The sequence below is a fragment of the Pseudomonas sp. GW821-FHT02H06 genome (genome assembly GCF_059421525.1).
This window is the reverse complement of the sequence record NZ_JBWKVD010000010.1, coordinates 157,817-173,484: the sequence shown is the minus strand read 5'-3', so window position 1 is coordinate 173,484 and position 15,668 is coordinate 157,817. Positions and strand designations below refer to the sequence as shown.

Genomic DNA, 15,668 nt, shown 5'->3' with positions numbered 1-15,668 from the left:
TACACTCCTTTCAGAGAACTCGTACTCAGCAATCTAATGAAAATTTCATCGCTGCCCGGCATGAGTTCTTTGCAATAAAGCTCAAAGGAGTGTGGAATAGGCGCCGCCCGGAATTCGGCTATCAGCCCGATAGCCGATTCGCGCGGGAATTTCCCGCCAGCATCAGGCAAGATTCACCTGCCGTTCGACCCAGGAGCCACGCTAACTGTGACGAGACGATGAACCTGGGGAATTAAAATCGTACCAATGGCGTCATACTGATGACCGCATTTGGATGCATTCGGCAATTACCATCACCCAAAGGCTCACGCCAGCCTCCCGGTAGAGGCGCTTCATGAGGCCATCAAGGAAAAGATTATGTTGATACTCACCCGCAAAGTCGGCGAAAGCATAAACATTGGTGACGACATCACCGTCACCATTCTGGGCGTTCAGGGCCTCCAGGTTCGTCTTGGCATCAACGCTCCGAAAGATGTTTCCGTGCACCGCGAAGAAATCTACAAGCGCATCAAGGCCGAGACTGCACCTGACCAGGATCCGCAATAAACCCACCGGTTTATGCTTATTCGATAACTGTCAGCGGCCACCCGGTGCTGACAGATCGGCGACGGCGACTGACCAGACGCCGTTTTTTTTCGTCTGAACTTTGGATCCATGGAAATCGCCCCGCGGACAACTAAGCCCGAGCGAAGACACTGATTCAGCGTAATTGACGATGCACTTCCGGATGTCGAGGCAAGTTGTCAGACATCGGGAATCGCCAACTAAAAACGGCCGACCTCCATAAGAGATCGGCCGTTTTAGTAACTGACCCGTTTAACCCGATCAGTTCGGGGTGTTCAGGTGACTGGCGATGGTGTCTTTTGCCTGCAACCGTTTTTCCTTGAGTTTCTTCAACTCCTCGTCGGGGATATCGCCCGCCTCTTCGGCGCTGACAATCTGGATGTCCAGCTCATCATAGTGCTCGACCAGGGCATTGAGCTTCGCGTCGCTGCCTTTGCGCTTGGCAAGCTCTTCTTTGGTGATGCTCAGGTCCGCGTACAAATCGTGCTTAACCGGCATGGGATGCCTCTCCTCTGATGGCTGATGTAGGAATGTTGAGGGTAGCCCACTGGAAAGGTTCGACGTTTTTGCCGACGTGAATAACGCGTTTTGACATGCACGATCCTGTGCAACGGGCTAGGGTGTCGATCGAGCCCTCTTCATGCCATTACAAGGATCGACAATGACCTCACCCTTTTCCCGCTCCCTCCTCGCCAGCGCGCTGGCCTTCGGTATCGCTTTTTCAGCGGCAGCGCCTGCGTTCGCCGAGCCCGACAAGCAGGTTCAGGCCGATGCCGAGCAATACAAGGACGAAGCGCTGAAGCTGCTGGAGCAGCTGGTCAATATCGATACGGGCTCCGGCTACGAGCCGGGACTGACCCAGGTGCGGGACATCGTCGTCGCCCAGCTCAAGGCGCTGGGCGCAACCATCGAGATGATCCCCAATACCGCGCCGGACAAAAGCCAGCATGTGGTCGCGACGCTCAAAGGCACCGGCAAGGCGAAGATCTTGCTGATGGCGCACATGGACACCGTATTCAAGGAAGGCTCCGCCGCGGCCCGGCCTTTCCACATCAAGGACGGTCGCGCGTACGGGCCGGGGGTGATGGACGACAAGGGCGGCATCGTCGCTGGTCTCTACGCGCTGAAGATTCTGAAGAAACTCGACTTCAAGGACTACGCGCAGATTACCTTCCTGCTGGACGCCAGCGAAGAAACCGGCTCGGCTGCCGCCACCGCGCTGATTCAGAAAGTCGCCAAACAGCACGATGTGACCCTGAACCTGGAGCCGGGACGTCCCGCCGATGGTTTGGTGGTCTGGCGCAAAGGCAGCGCCACCGCCGTGGTCGAGGTCAAGGGCAAGGCGTCCCACGCCGGCGTCGCGCCGGAGCTGGGGCGTAACGCGGCCATGGAGGTGGCGCATCAGATTCTGCAACTGGGCAAACTGGGCGATGCCGAGAAGAAGACCACGATCAACTTCACCGTGCTCAACGCGGGCGATCGTACCAACGTGATCCCCGATCAGGCCACCGCCAAGGCCGATGTGCGCGCCGCCGTGCCGGAGGAATTCGACCGCATCGAGAAGGACCTAGCCCGCGTCTCGGCTGACAAACTGATCCCGGACACCCAAGTGACGACCCGTCTGGAGCGCGGTTTGCCGCCCATGCCGCAGACGCCGGAAACCGACAAACTGGTCGATATCGCCCAGGGCATCTATGGCGAGATCGGCCGCAAGCTGACCATCGAAGGCAGTGGCGGCGCGGCCGATGCGAGCCTCTCGGCCGGGGTCGGTGTGCCAACGCTGGATGGCTTCGGCATCGTCGGCGGCAACATTCACACGCCCGAGGAATATGCCGAAGTCGACAGCGTGTCGCCGCGCATTTACCTGCTGACGCGGATGATCATGGAGCTGGCGACGCACACCCCGGCCAAATGACTGACACCTGCTCCCTGCGCTGTCACGCGAGGCGCCGCGCCTCATACGCGCGCAGGTGCAGAGACACGTAATCGAGTGCCGACAGTGAACCTTCAGGTGACCTGTCGGCACCTGGCCGCCGGGCAATCAGCTCACCGAACACATGCTCCACTTCAATCGGCGCGCCGCGCTCGATGTCCCTGAGCATTGAGGCGGTCATCTTCGAGCCGGGGGTGGTCAGCATGTTCTCGAAGCGCTGGCGGACTTCACTGCGCAGCGGGTGCCCGGCGTGCTCTGCCACTTGGGCGCACTCATCCAGCAACTTCAGAATCAGCCCTTCCCCGCCACTTGCGACCACATCGCCGATGCTCGCGCGCATCGATCCGGTAATGCCGGCCCCGGTCGCGATGAAGCACCATTTTTCCCACATCTCCTGAGTAATCTGCTCACTCAGAATCGCGTCGAACCCTGCATTGCCCAGCGCCTCGGCGACCTGCTGAATGCGCGGCGTCAGCCCACCGTCCCGTTCGCCAAACGAGAGCTGGTTAGTCTCGTTCAAGTGAAGGATGGCGCCCGAGGCATCGCGATCCAGCGAGATCAGGCATTGGCCGCCGAGCACGTTTGCGGGGGAGAACCGCTCGGCAAGGCGATCCAGATGCGCCATGCCATTGAGCAGCGGCAGGATCAACGTCTCTGGGCCGACCGCTGGCGCGAAGGATTCCATGGCGGTGTCAAGGTCGTAGGCCTTGCAGCTGAGGACGATCAGGTCGAATGGCGTGTCCAGCATCGCCGCCATGACCTGCGGCGGCGACGGGTATTCGATGTTACCCAGCGGGCTGCGCACGATCAGCCCGTCACGCTCCAGTTCCTGCGCCCGTCCTTCGCGCACCAGAAACGTCACGTCTCGCCCGGCGTCCAGCAATCGGCCGCCGAAATAGCCGCCGATCGCGCCCGCGCCCACCATCAAAATACGCATTGGTCAGTTCCTGTTCGATGCAACGTCGAGGGTCAGGCAAGCAGAATAGATCAGCGGCCGGACTCTGGCGAACTGCTTATATGGCGGCCAACATCTAGTTTGCGCGACGGCATCACGGGCAAAAAAAATCCCGGGCTGCCTAACCAAAGGAGCGCCGGGATTAGGGTGTTGCAAGGAGCATCAGGACTGCGCGTTGACCAGCACCGGCCACAGGAATGGCAGGCGTTCTTCGCTGCGACTGGACACCAGCCGTGGCGCAGCAGGGATGGGCTGCACGGCCGGGGTCTGCAAGCGGGTCAGGACCGAGTCGATCACCACGCCGCTGGCGTCGTGATGGAACTGCCAGACGCCGTAGATGCGGCCGTCAAACGACGCTTCGCTCCCCAGTCGCGGATCAACCCCCAGCCCTGCCCCCAGACCGAACAGGTGCAGGCCGTGCAGGCGCTGACCGCTGGCATCCAGCGGACAGCCCGACGGGTCGGAATCCAGTCCGCCCTTGACCTCCATCAGCGTGATGGCCTCCCCCCCGGCATGACTCAATGCCGGCAGCACCGGCTGATAACCGGTGCACTGCACGACAATGTCGGCTTCCGCCAGCGCCTGACGGGCGCGCTCGAACTGATCGGCCGGGCCCTGATGGGTCTGCAGCAACTGCACGCGGACGCCGGTCTTGCCAATCTGGCCTTTGGACAGGGCTTCACGCCCCACGTCCAGCGCCCGGTAGCGCAAACCGCCCGAGCGGTTGACCCGGCCCGAAACCGGGCAGACATCCCTGGCCGCATCGAACGCATAGCCGGCGTCAAGCGCGGCCTGGGCAGTTTCGTAAAACAGGCGGATCGGCGAACGGTGGACCAGCGTCACTTCCTCCAGGCCGGCGAATTCCAGCGCGTCGGCCAGGTTTTCCAGCACCGAGAACGCGCTGTGGGAGCCACCCACGACGCACACCCGGCCCTTGGACGCCAGCGTGGTCGCGAAAAGGTGGCGCAGTTGCACGGCATTCATCCTCAACAGTGCGTCGGCGCTCTCGATCCGCGCGGAAGGTGGTACCGCGAGGCCTTGATCCGCCAGGCTGTCGAGCAGGTGCTGCGGGTCCTGCCAGCCACCCAGATTGAGGACGACGGCGCGGCTGCGAATACGCCGACTGCGGCCTTCGGACTCGACCCACACTTGGTAATCGTCACCTTCGCGCACGATCTCGGTAATCGTCGTGCTGCTCCATAGCTTCACGCCGTAGCGCTCGACGATAAAGTCGAGCACCAGCTTCGAGGCTTCCGCCAGCAGTTCAGCGACGTCCGCCAACTGCGGCGCGCTTTGCGCCTGACGACGGATGCGCCAGTAGGCGGGCGAATGCTCGAGGGGCTCGAATACATCACGCAAAGCCGGGTCGCGCAGACAATCAAGGAACACATCGCCCACTGAGTTGGCGGTGATCCGGTAATCGCCCAAACGACCCGTGCCCGGCGTGGGACTGGCGTCGACAATGATTAAACCTTCCTTGGCCAGTTCTGGCATGGCGCCACTTTTCAAGGCGTTGAAAAGCAGCCCCATCCCCGCAGGTCCGGCACCTCCTACTACGCAACCGCAAACGGTTTCCAGATGATCTCCTTGCATAACTGTCACTCCACGCTGGGTCGTTACCGTATCGCCACGTGCGTTAAAAACCGCCCCACTTACGTGGGCGTTCAACCGCTACCGCTGAAGCGACGTCTGGACTTTCAAGTTGAAAAATAAATGAGCAATGACTGAACTACTGCACTTCTGGCAGACACAACTACCGCAGTGATTTGCATCACGTCGGTGGTGATAAAGGGTCGGATGACCGACGCGAGGTCGATCGATTGGCGCAGGCTCTGGGACGCCGCTTCCGGGGCAGCAGCTCGTTTCATGAGCCGGCCGCTCGCCACCTGTTGAGGCTTCCCTTCGTCAGATTTCTTAGAGGGACGCTACCGCCAACTCATCGCGCGTCTGAAAGGAATAAACATGAAACGAGACGTGTCGGGCGCTTGCACTAAGCGCGGGTTATCTAAGTTGAAAACGTAACGTGATGTTTGCAGGGATCAGATGAAGTGTCAATTTTTTGAGAAAACGCTGCATCAGCCTAACCTGAGACATAAACCATTGTTTTTAAAGGAATTATCAAATATGACGCCATTATTATGTCGCCTCATCAGAGCCCCATGTATTTATAAAATAAGAAGGCTTGGCAATTTAGCTGCAAAACTCAGGTCGCCGATGGATAAGTGCTCTTATTCGCAATAAGGCATTGGGGTAAGCGTCATCCTTAGTTGCAGTTGCCAATCACCGGGGACGTCTTGCAGCGTTTATTGACGTCAGAAGTTTTTCAGCCTCATATACATTTACTTCCCCTTGAAGAGCAGAGTCACTCTCTGGCGTATCCGATGAATGGGGAATTATCGTGAGCGGCGATGAGAACTATTCCGCCCTGGCATGTCTCCATTGTCATGCTGAGCACTTTCCCACGGACAGAGAGGTGACCCTGATGAATGCTGATAAAAACCGTCGGTCCAGCATTGCCGAAATTGATTATTCGCGAGATACGCTGTTTGGCCCTATTCCCATGCAGGCCACCTGCCGAGTGCGACTGGCCACCATCGAACATGACGGTCACAGCCTGCGCGAGCTGACGATCATCGGCGACGTGCCGGATTATTTGCACAAATCAGCGATCATTCGCGTTGCGATGGATGGACGCGTGGAAGCAGGGCCTGTGCGAGAACACTATGCGGTTCAAGACAACGGCGAAGAGCAGTTCAAACTGCTCTTCGAAAACGAGCACCGTCGCCGGATGCATTGAGAAAGGTAGGATTACTGCTGGCCGATGTGCACGTGAATGGCCTGAGCGATGCCCAGCGGTTTGCTGGATCGAGTCTCTGAAGCACCCAGCGCTGAGGGGCTCAGCGGTGCAGGCGTCAGTGGTGGTGAGCTGAAGAGCAGCGCCGCTGCGGAGGCAGACGCCTCTTCTGACGTAGCGGACGTGCCGCTCTCCGGCTGACCTGCCGGCGCGATTGCGGCGCCGTAGCGCAGGCCTTCTACTTGGGGTTTGACTTCCAGCACCGGCTCGGCGGGAAGAAGCTGTTGTCGCTCCAGGGATGTCATGGGCGGCCGGAAGCTGGCATTTCGCGTCTCCAGATGCTCCAGCATCGTGACGATCGTCGCCGCGCCCACCACAACAATCCCCAGCAGGCAGCCGACGCCGATCATGACCTTGCGACGGCGGCGCAGAGGCGCCACTCGTTCCTGCTCTCGTATCACCTCGATCCCGGGTTGCGCGTGCGCCATGCAAATCCTCAATATCCCGCCTGGCCGCTTTGGGCCGATACAGACCAACATAAGGCCGAATGGCGATTATTGCTAGAGCCCCGCGCTCACCCCGCCAATGCATGGGGGTAATGCCTGGCCCTTTCGAGCTCGGCCTGGAGATCTCGAATCAGTACGCACAAGGCGTGGCTGTTATCGAGGGAATCCAGGGCAATGTTGGAAGCGAACAATTCGACGTGCTCGGTGACGGGGTCGATGACTTCAACCGTCATCACATCCTCCAGCACCGTGCAGTTGCAGCGCAGAGGCAGAAACGCACTTTCTATGATGCTGCGCAGTTCAAGGTTAGAGAGCGTACAGGCAATCATCGTCAATCCTCCACAGGCAGGACTGGGTGATGCGTTCAGCCACTCGCCTGACTATAAGTAACCACTTCCAGGACGCTGGAAATGTTTCCCGTGCCTGCCCGCCCTTCGGCAAACAGGAATATCCAAGTTATACGCCGCGCCCCAAAGTGAAGCAAACAACCGCGATTGCCCGCACTCAATTGCGCCAGACACAGGTTGGCCGAGCAAAATCGATTCATCGGAATAGAACCTTCCCCGTTAATCGTTTAACTAGCGGGGTCAGTGGATCAATCGACACGATCAGGCGGCGAGCATGCGCTCAGCCATTCGTCGGGCGTCCTTGGGCAGCCCGACGAGTGACGTTATTTGCTGATGGGATCAGCTGCGTGGCAACTTGAGATGAATGAGGGCAACGCGAGCGCCCTTTTTGTCCTGACGCTCTTCAATGGCGAAGGGTTTGAATCCCAGCTTGGGGTAGAAGAGCAATCCGGGAACGTTATGGTTGAAGCAGGAAGCGGTCAGTTCCGCCGCTTCATGTTTGCCAAACGCCAGTTCCATCATGCAGCCAATCATGTAGCGGCCAACGCCCTTGGAGCGAAAGCGCGGGTCGATGATGACGTTGCCCATGGAGCACCGGCCTCTGAAATCGTAGCGGGAGAAATTGGCGAATCCTACCACTTGGCCGTCCAGCTCGATGACGGTGTTGTCCGAGCGCTGCGCGATGGATTCATTGAGCTGCTCCGGTGTCAGCGGGAATACCGCCTTCGGAAACATATAGAAGAGCTCGTCAATGCTCTGGGGCATATCGCAAATGAAAGGGACGTCTTTTTCTTCCAGGGGGCGATGGACAAACATGCTGGGTTACCTCTCGAAGAAACAGGGGCTGTGGGCGGACTATAGCTGTCAACCTGCGGGGCTGACGTTATAAGACACCATCCAGGCATAAATGTGCCGGAATGTTGCGCATTGACGGAATCCGTCGCAGAAGATTGTCGCAAACCTCTGACAGCCATGGAAATCCCGTCACCGGGCAGAACGCATCCGCACTTTTGGGACGTTCATGCATTTTGCACGGCCTCTTTAGGTAGCTTAATTTACAGGTCATTGATTTTTAAGAGTTTTTATTCTAATCCGCAGCTGGCACAGGCAGTGCACCGTAATGGGGAGAAGCACAACATCATTCGCACGGAGCAGCACAATGAACGTCTCACCTGATTCTTATCCTGCCGCTGTAGAAGAGTCCTCCTCGGTCTCGGGCGTGTCCTGGGGCGCCATCTTTGCTGGCGCCGCCGGTGCCGCCGCGTTGTCCCTTATCCTGGTTCTGCTGGGTTCGGGTCTTGGTTTCTCGGCGATGTCGCCCTGGGCCAACGAAGGCGCGAGCGCCAAGACCATCGGCATCTCGACGGTCGTCTGGCTGGCGCTAACGCAGATCGTGGCATCCGGTCTTGGCGGTTACCTCGCCGGTCGTCTGCGCGTCAAATGGGCCAACATGCACGGTGACGAAGTCTACTTCCGTGACACCGCACACGGCTTCCTGTCGTGGGCTGTCGCTACGCTGGTGGCCGCCGTGTTGATCGTCGGTTCGGTCAGCGGCATCGTCGGCAGCGGCGTGAAAGCCGGTGCTACCGCGGTTGCCGGTGTTGCAGGTACTGCCGCTACTGCGGCCGGTTCTGCCGCGGGCAATACCAGCAGTGACCAATACGGTTATTACATCGATTCGCTGTTCCGCGATGATCGTCCTGCTGCTGTCAGCGATGATGCTGCCCACGGCGTGGTGGTGCGTATCTTCACCAAGACCATGGCCAACGATGGTCAGCTGGCTCCGGAAGACCGTACCTATCTGGCACAGCTGGTCGCTCAGCGTACCAACCTGAGCCAGGCCGATGCCCAGGCGCGTGTTGATCAGGTTTACGGTCAGGCCAAGCAAGCTGTTGCCGATGCCAAGCTGAAAGCTCAACAGGCTGCCGATGCTGCCGCCAAAGCCGCTGCAACGGCTTCGCTGTGGACATTCGTTTCGCTGCTGTGCGGTGCGTTCGTGGCCAGCCTTGCCGCTATCTGGGGTGGTCGTCGCCGTGATGCGGTGACTTACGTCGAAACCCGTGCTTATTCCACTACTTCCAGCATTCGCTGATTAAGGAGAGTCATCATGCGTTCACTACTTCTGTGGTTCCTCGGCATTCCAATCCCGATCATTATTTTGATTGCACTGTTTGTGCATTGATTGAGTGATTAAAGATCCGCGCTGTTCTCCCCGAGGCAGCGCGGATTTTTTTCGTCTGTTGGAAATATCAAAAGCGTCTGCCTAAGGGCAGACATTTCGCCTTCGGCGAGTTACTTGGAAAAGCACCCCAAGTAACCAAGGGTGCCTGCTCCTGGCTGGGCTCCTCCTTCGTCGGAGTACCTTCACTCCGGTCTCGCTCCGTGGGCCCGCGCCGAACGGGCATCCATGCCCTGACGGCGCTCTCGCCGCATCCATGCGGCTCGACCCACTCCACGAGACCTGCGTTCAGCCTGCACCCGAGTCGCGATTAGTGTTGTTTGGACTTCCTGCGTACGAAGATCAAAAGCGCGTTTAAGCAGATCAAGAGCTTCCCGGCTGAAGCCGGTCCTACAAGAGCCGATCGCGCTGACTGCAAAGGTTGCCTTTAGTGGGACCGGCTTTAGCCGGGAAGAGGCCAGTCCAGGCGCCAACAATTTGCTGAGCGCCCCCTACCTGTGGGAGCGAGCTTGCTCGCGAATGCCGTATTTCAAACACCAGATATTCGGGGAATGTACTGCCCCCTTCGTGAGCAAGCTCACTCCCACAAGTCCCAGCGTTGATCTACCCTCAATCTGTCCTTGATCTGCCCTTGATCTGCCCTTGATTTGCTCTTGATCTGCTGTTGATCTTGATCTTCATGCACAGAAAGCTCAGACGCCGCCAATTCGCGACTTGGGTGCAGGCCGAACGCAGACGACGCGGAGTGGGCCGAGCGGCATGGATGCCGCGAGAGCGCCGCTAGGACATGGATGTCCGTTCGGCGCGGGCCCACGGAGCGTCGTCGGAGTGAGGGAACCCTGAGGAACGAAGGGCCCAACCAAGAGCAGGCACCCTTGGTTACTTGGGGATGGTGCGACTCTCGACTTTTCCAAGTAACTCGCCGAAGGCGAAACGTCTGCCCCTAGGCAGACGCTTGTGATCTTGATCTTAAGCGCATTCAGCCACGCCATGAATCATGGCATCCCCAACCAGTTCGGCAGCGCCAGCGAAATGTACGGCACGTACGTCACCAGCAGCAGGAACACCAGCAGGATCGACAGCCACGGCAACGCTGCGCGAATGGTCTCGCCCAACGTCAGGCCCGTCACCGCAGACGTCACGAACAGATTGAGCCCCACCGGCGGGTGGACCAATCCGATCTCCATGTTGACCACCATGACGATGCCCAGGTGAATCGGATCAATGCCGAGCTTCATCGCGATCGGGAAGAAAATCGGCGCCAGAATCAGGATGATTGCCGACGGCTCCATGAAGCTGCCCGCGACAAGCAACACAATGTTCACCATGATCAGGAAGCCGATCGGAGTCAGGCCTTCGGAGATGACCCACGCGGTAATCTGCTGTGGGATTTGCTCTGTGGTCAGAACGTGGGCAAACAGCATGGCGTTGGCGATGATGAACATCAGCATGATCGACAGCCGGCCCGACTCCAGCAGCACCTTCGGGCAGTCCTTGAAGCTCATGTCCTTGTAGACGAACAGCGCGATGAACGCCGAATACACCGCCGCCACCGCCGCGGCTTCGGTCGGGGTGAACATGCCGCTGTAGATCCCGCCGAGGATGATGACCAGCAGCATCAGGCCCCAGAACGCCCGTTGCGCTGTGTGCAGCCATTGGCGGAAGGTCACCCGTGGCTGGGCCGGGAGTTTCTTGACCCGGGCGACGATGTAGATCACCACCATCAGGATCACGCCGAGCAGAATCCCGGGGACCACACCGGCAATGAACAGTTTGCCGACCGAGGTCTCCGTCGCAGCGGCGTAGACCACCATCACGATCGAAGGCGGGATCAGAATGCCCAGCGTACCGGCGTTGCAGATGATGCCCGCGCCGAATGCCTTCGGGTAACCGGAGCGCACCATGCCGGCGACGGCTATCGAACCCACGGCTGCAACGGTCGCGGGCGATGAACCGGACAGCGCCGCAAACAGCATGCACGCCAGCACCGCCGCAATCGCCAGACCGCCGCGGATGTGACCGACGCAGGCGTTGGCAAAGTCGATCAGCCGCTGCGCGACCCCGCCCGTGGTCATGAAGGCGCCGGACAAGAGGAAGAACGGGATCGCCAGAAAGGTGTAGCTGTCGGAGGTTTCGAACAGCTTGATCGCCAGCGAACTCAACGAGTCCGGGCTGAACAGCAGGATCGAAACGGCGCCGGACAAGCCCAGGGAAATGGCGATGGGCACGCCCAGGAACATGAAAACGAACAGCAGCAGGAACAGGCAGATAACAGTCATCAGTGCTGCTCCTCGGCAGGGTTGGCGAGTTTGCTCGCTTCAGCCGCTTCGTCGGCCAGACCCAGCCCGGTCTGCCGGTGCGTCCAGATGCGGTAGAGGATTTCCAGGTAACGGGCGATCACCAGAGCAAAGCCGATCGGCACGATGACCGCGATGTACGCGACCTTGATGCCGTAACGATCCAGGTCTTCGGCACCGATGCCGGCCACGAACAGCGCTGACACCCACTTGTAACTGGCAACGAGGAACAGACCGGCGTACGCCAGGCAGCAGGCACAGGCCAGCATCGCCAGAATTCGCTGAACCGGCTTGCTGGTTTTCTTGACCAGCGCGTCGACCCCCAGGTGGCCCGCCGTGCGCACGCCGTAGGAAATCCCGAAGAAGATCAGCCAGCCAAACAGCGCTTTGGTCAGCGCCACGCTCCAGGTCATGCCTTGGGCGTAGCCCATCAGGTGGTCGCCGATGGCGGCGAAAAAGTCGCTGCTCACCGTCCATTGATCGCTGAGGGAATAAAACAGGGTGTAGATGTTGTTCAACGCCACGTAGACGAAAGTCACGAGGGTCATGGCAGCCAGCAGGAAGGCAATGATGCCCTCCTCCAGATGCTCCCAGAGTCGCGTCAGCGGGTGCATAAGCATTCTCCGAACGAAGCCGAATGTAGCCGGGCAGAGCGACGGCCGTGGAGGCAGACCACCCGCGAAACGGGTGGCCGCCGGGCCGTCACGGTCTGTATCGAGAAGCGTAGGAAGGGCTCAAGGCGCCTTGTTCGAATCGTCGGCGGCCTTGATCAGGTCGGCACCGATCTCTTCGGAGAATTTGTCCCAGACCGGCTTCATGACGTCACGCCATTTGGCGCGCTGCTCGGGGGTGAGCGTCACGATTTCGCTCGTTTTGGAATCGATGATTTTCTGCTTGGCCGTCTGGTTCAGCGCTTCGGCCTGCTTGTTCACCTCGACGGTGACCTGATCCATGATCTTTTGCAGTTCGTCACGCATGTCCGCCGGCAGGCCGTTCCAGAACTTGGAATTGGTGATCACCATGTAGTCGATCAAGCCATGGTTGGACTCGGTGAAGAACGGCTGCACCTCGTTGACCTTCTGGCTCTCGTAGTTCGACCAGGTGTTTTCGGTGCCGTTGACGGTGCCGGTCTGCAGGCCCTGATAGACCTCGGCGAAGCTCATCTTGCGCGGGTTGGCGTGCAGGGCGACGAATTGGGCTTCGAGCACGCTGGAGGCTTGAACGCGGAACTTCAGGCCACGGGCATCTTTCGGTTCAACCAGCTTTTTGTTGGCGGACAGTTGCTTGAGGCCGTTGTGCCAATAGGCCAGGCCATGAATGCCCTTGTCGTCCATTGCGGTCAGCAGCGCTTTGCCTTGAGGGCCCTGCTGGAAGCGGTCAACGGCGGCGAGGTCGTTGAACAGGAACGGCAGGTCGAAGATCTGCACTTTCTTGGTGTACTGCTCGAATTTCGCCAGGGACGGCGCCAGCATCTGCACGTCGCCGAGCAGCAGGGCTTCCATTTCCTTGCCGTCACCGAACAGCGAAGAGTTGGGATAGACCTCGACTTTGACCTTGTCCTTCAAGGCCGGGTCGGCGGCGACCATCTTCTGGAAAAGCAGCGCGCCCTGCCCCTTCGGCGTGTTTTCCGCCACCACGTGGGCGAACTTGATCGTGATCGGGTCAGCGGCCTGTGCAAGGCCGGCCATAGACACCGCAGCCGCGCAGAAGAGCGCTTGGGTCAGCTTCAACATCGATATCACCTTTTTATTTTTGTAGGAGCTTATGTTTGAAGGAGCAGGTGGAGCGCATGAGCATAGTGCAACCCCACGATGACGAAGCCCCGGTGTTTAGAGAATCAGCATTTGTGTAAGCCGGCGTTCGGGGTTGATGAACGCGATGACGCGTTAACGCGATCGCCGGAGATGGGATTTACCCTGCCGCCAGCGCCAGCAACCGTTGAGCCCTGAGCAGCACCGGCGCGTCGACCATCTGCCCTTCCAGCTGAAACGCACCTGCCCCCTTGGCCGCCGCGCTGGCCTTGATCACCTTTTGTGCCCAGTTCAGGTCATCAGCGCTGGGGGTCAGGGCGGCATGGATCACCGGCACCTGGGCGGGATGGATGCACAGCGCGCCGCCGTAACCCATGTCGTAGGCGTGGCGAATGGCGCGGTGCAGGCCTTGGGGGTCGCCGATGGCCGGGTGCACACCGTCCAGCGGTGGCAGCAAATCCGCGCCTCGTGAATGCAGTTGCACCGACATCCGCGCCTGATCGAGAAACATCTGCGCGGCGTGGGTGCCGCTGTTGAGGTTCAGGTCCAGCGCCAGGTCGAGCCCGCCAAATGACAAACGCTCGACACCCTGGGCACGGGCGATCTGCTCCAGGGCCAGCAGGCCCTTGGCGCTTTCGATGATCGGCAGGACCGGTTTGCCTGTCTGCCAGACCGCCGCGACGTGAGCAGCGCTTTCGACCTTCGGCAGCAGCACCCCGGCGACGCCCGAGTGGTGTCGGCAAAACCCTAGATCATCGGCGTGCTCGGCGTGAGTCGGCGCATTGACCCGCACCCATACGCAGGCTTGCGGGTTGTCGTTCAGGAAGGCCGCGAGATTGTCCCGCGCCTGCCGCTTGAGAGGTTCTTCGACGGCGTCTTCGAAATCGACGATCACCGCATCGGCGCCTGCCGCCAAGGCTTTGGCAAAGCGATCGGGGCGACTGCCGGGGACGAACAGGGCGGAGCGGATGAGGGTGTGGGCCATGTCGGTGTCCTGAGAGTGTCCTGTAGGAAGGGGTGCGCCGCGCAAAACAGCCTTTTGCAGAAACAGGCGCTAGACCACTCCGCCCGCCGCCATCCGCGTCTGGTCTTCGGCCGAAAACCCCAGCTCGCCAAGAATGCTGCCGGTGTGTTGGCCCAATCCCGGCACGCCGTCCATGCGCGGTGTGAACGCGGTGTTATGGCCCGGCGGCAGCAGCGACGGCAGCGGGCCGGACGGGCTGTCAACTTCGCGCCAGCGATCGCGGGCCTTGAGCTGCGGGTGGTCCCAGACACCTTGCATGTCGTTGACCCGCGCATTGGCGATTTGCGCGTCTTCCAGACGGGCAACCACGTCATCGACGCTCAAGGACGCGAAGCCGTCGACGATGATCTGCCGCAGCACCTCACGGTTTTCCGAGCGTTTGAAATTCGCCGAAAAGCGTTCGTCGGTGGCCAGCGCCGGATCGAGCAGGACCTTCTCGCAGAACAACGCCCATTCGCGCTCGTTCTGCAGGCCCAGCATGATCGTGCCACCGCCGCCGGTGGGAAACGGCCCGTAAGGATAGATCGTCGAGTGGGACGCACCGGCCCGTGGCGGTGGCGGCGCGCCGTTGTAGGCGTAATACATCGGGTAGCCCATCCACTCCACCAGACTTTCCAGCATGCTGACGTCGATGCGGCTGCCCTCCCCGGTCTTGTCCCGCAGCATCAGCGCCGACAGAATTCCGGTGTAGGCGTACATGCCGGCAGCGATGTCGGCGATGGAACAACCGGCCTTGGCCATCTCGTTTTCGCCGGGCCCACCGGTGACCGACAAAAAGCCGCCCTCGCTCTGGATCAACAGGTCGTAGGCCTTCTTCTTCTCGTAGGGCCCGCCTTCGCCGTAGCCGGAAATGTCGCAGACGATCAGGCGCGGGAAGCGTTCGTGCAGGGCATCGAACGACAAGCCCATGCGTGCAGCGGCGCCCGGCGCCAGGTTCTGCACCAGCACGTCGGCCTTGGCGAGCAGCGACTCCAGAATGTCGCCGGCCTCGTCCTGCTTGAGGTCCAGGGTCAGGCTTTCCTTGGAGCGGTTGGTCCAGACGAAATGCGAGGCCAGGCCGTCGACGCGCTGGTCGTAGCCACGGGCGAAATCACCGACGCCGGGCCGCTCGATCTTGATCACGCGGGCGCCCAGATCCGCCAGTTGGCGGGTGCAGAACGGCGCCGCGATGGCGTGCTCGAGACTGACGACGGTGATGCCGTCCAGAGGACGCGGGGGTTGTTGAGTCATGTTCGTAAACCTCTTCAAATCCCCTGTAGGAGTGAGCTTGCTCGCGATAGCATTTTGTCAGTCAGGGCTGATGGGGCTGACACACTGC

The 15,668-nt window shown here is 60.0% G+C and carries 15 protein-coding genes; 4 read left to right on the top strand and 11 right to left on the bottom strand.

Annotated features, from left to right (window positions below):
- Positions 1-357 precede the first annotated feature (357 nt).
- The gene (gene csrA, locus AC07VF_RS17660; RefSeq protein ID WP_037012727.1) at positions 358-546 is read left to right on the top strand and encodes a carbon storage regulator CsrA; all 189 of its coding nucleotides are present in this window, start codon (positions 358-360) and stop codon (positions 544-546) included.
- A gap of 279 nt (positions 547-825) precedes the next feature.
- On the opposite strand, the gene AC07VF_RS17655 is transcribed toward csrA, so the two are convergent.
- Positions 826-1,062 carry a DUF465 domain-containing protein gene (locus AC07VF_RS17655; RefSeq protein ID WP_282370873.1) on the bottom strand — a complete coding sequence of 79 codons (237 nt, stop codon included), beginning with the start codon at positions 1,060-1,062 and terminating at the stop codon, positions 826-828.
- A 163-nt stretch (positions 1,063-1,225) separates the two neighbouring features.
- On the opposite strand from AC07VF_RS17655, the gene AC07VF_RS17650 reads away from it, so the two are divergent.
- Positions 1,226-2,479 (top strand): M20/M25/M40 family metallo-hydrolase, encoded by a 1,254-nt coding sequence (locus AC07VF_RS17650; protein WP_495009006.1) that lies wholly within the window; start codon positions 1,226-1,228, stop codon positions 2,477-2,479.
- A 22-nt stretch (positions 2,480-2,501) separates the two neighbouring features.
- Here the strand turns inward: AC07VF_RS17650 and AC07VF_RS17645 are convergent, their stop codons facing one another.
- Positions 2,502-3,434: a ketopantoate reductase family protein gene (locus AC07VF_RS17645; RefSeq protein WP_495009005.1), complete on the bottom strand. Its 933-nt coding sequence runs from the start codon at positions 3,432-3,434 to the stop codon at positions 2,502-2,504.
- A gap of 180 nt (positions 3,435-3,614) precedes the next feature.
- Positions 3,615-4,982 (bottom strand): pyridine nucleotide-disulfide oxidoreductase, encoded by a 1,368-nt coding sequence (locus AC07VF_RS17640; protein WP_495009004.1) that lies wholly within the window; start codon positions 4,980-4,982, stop codon positions 3,615-3,617.
- A gap of 952 nt (positions 4,983-5,934) precedes the next feature.
- Between AC07VF_RS17640 and AC07VF_RS17635 the strand changes: the two genes are divergently transcribed.
- The gene (locus AC07VF_RS17635; RefSeq protein ID WP_463583545.1) at positions 5,935-6,249 is read left to right on the top strand and encodes a hypothetical protein; all 315 of its coding nucleotides are present in this window, start codon (positions 5,935-5,937) and stop codon (positions 6,247-6,249) included.
- A gap of 11 nt (positions 6,250-6,260) precedes the next feature.
- Here the strand turns inward: AC07VF_RS17635 and AC07VF_RS17630 are convergent, their stop codons facing one another.
- The 3 genes from AC07VF_RS17630 to AC07VF_RS17620 form a co-directional block, all read right to left on the bottom strand.
- The gene (locus tag AC07VF_RS17630) at positions 6,261-6,734 is read right to left on the bottom strand and encodes a hypothetical protein (RefSeq protein ID WP_423574782.1); all 474 of its coding nucleotides are present in this window, start codon (positions 6,732-6,734) and stop codon (positions 6,261-6,263) included.
- 86 nt (positions 6,735-6,820) lie between these two features.
- Positions 6,821-7,081, bottom strand: a complete 261-nt coding sequence (locus tag AC07VF_RS17625; RefSeq protein WP_282370862.1) for a DUF1652 domain-containing protein — start codon at positions 7,079-7,081, stop codon at positions 6,821-6,823.
- Between the two features lie 357 nt (positions 7,082-7,438).
- Positions 7,439-7,915: a GNAT family N-acetyltransferase gene (locus AC07VF_RS17620; protein ID WP_192174343.1), complete on the bottom strand. Its 477-nt coding sequence runs from the start codon at positions 7,913-7,915 to the stop codon at positions 7,439-7,441.
- 343 nt (positions 7,916-8,258) lie between these two features.
- Between AC07VF_RS17620 and AC07VF_RS17615 the strand changes: the two genes are divergently transcribed.
- Entirely contained in the window at positions 8,259-9,191 is a 933-nt protein-coding gene (locus tag AC07VF_RS17615) for a hypothetical protein (RefSeq protein WP_192174344.1), read from the top strand.
- 1,082 nt (positions 9,192-10,273) lie between these two features.
- On the opposite strand, the gene dctM is transcribed toward AC07VF_RS17615, so the two are convergent.
- From dctM to AC07VF_RS17590, 5 genes are all read right to left on the bottom strand, one after another.
- Positions 10,274-11,557, bottom strand: coding sequence for a C4-dicarboxylate TRAP transporter large permease protein DctM (gene dctM, locus AC07VF_RS17610; protein ID WP_065989499.1), 1,284 nt, complete (start codon positions 11,555-11,557; stop codon positions 10,274-10,276).
- Complete coding sequence (locus AC07VF_RS17605; RefSeq protein ID WP_192174346.1) at positions 11,557-12,189, bottom strand: TRAP transporter small permease; 633 nt, start codon at positions 12,187-12,189, stop codon at positions 11,557-11,559. Before AC07VF_RS17605 ends, dctM begins: the two co-directional genes overlap by 1 nt.
- A 120-nt stretch (positions 12,190-12,309) precedes the next feature.
- Positions 12,310-13,308: a TRAP transporter substrate-binding protein gene (locus AC07VF_RS17600; RefSeq protein WP_495009003.1), complete on the bottom strand. Its 999-nt coding sequence runs from the start codon at positions 13,306-13,308 to the stop codon at positions 12,310-12,312.
- A gap of 178 nt (positions 13,309-13,486) precedes the next feature.
- Positions 13,487-14,311: an HpcH/HpaI aldolase/citrate lyase family protein gene (locus tag AC07VF_RS17595; protein WP_495009002.1), complete on the bottom strand. Its 825-nt coding sequence runs from the start codon at positions 14,309-14,311 to the stop codon at positions 13,487-13,489.
- A 69-nt stretch (positions 14,312-14,380) separates the two neighbouring features.
- Positions 14,381-15,580 carry a CaiB/BaiF CoA transferase family protein gene (locus AC07VF_RS17590; protein WP_346628269.1) on the bottom strand — a complete coding sequence of 400 codons (1,200 nt, stop codon included), beginning with the start codon at positions 15,578-15,580 and terminating at the stop codon, positions 14,381-14,383.
- Between the last annotated feature and the right edge of the window lie 88 nt (positions 15,581-15,668).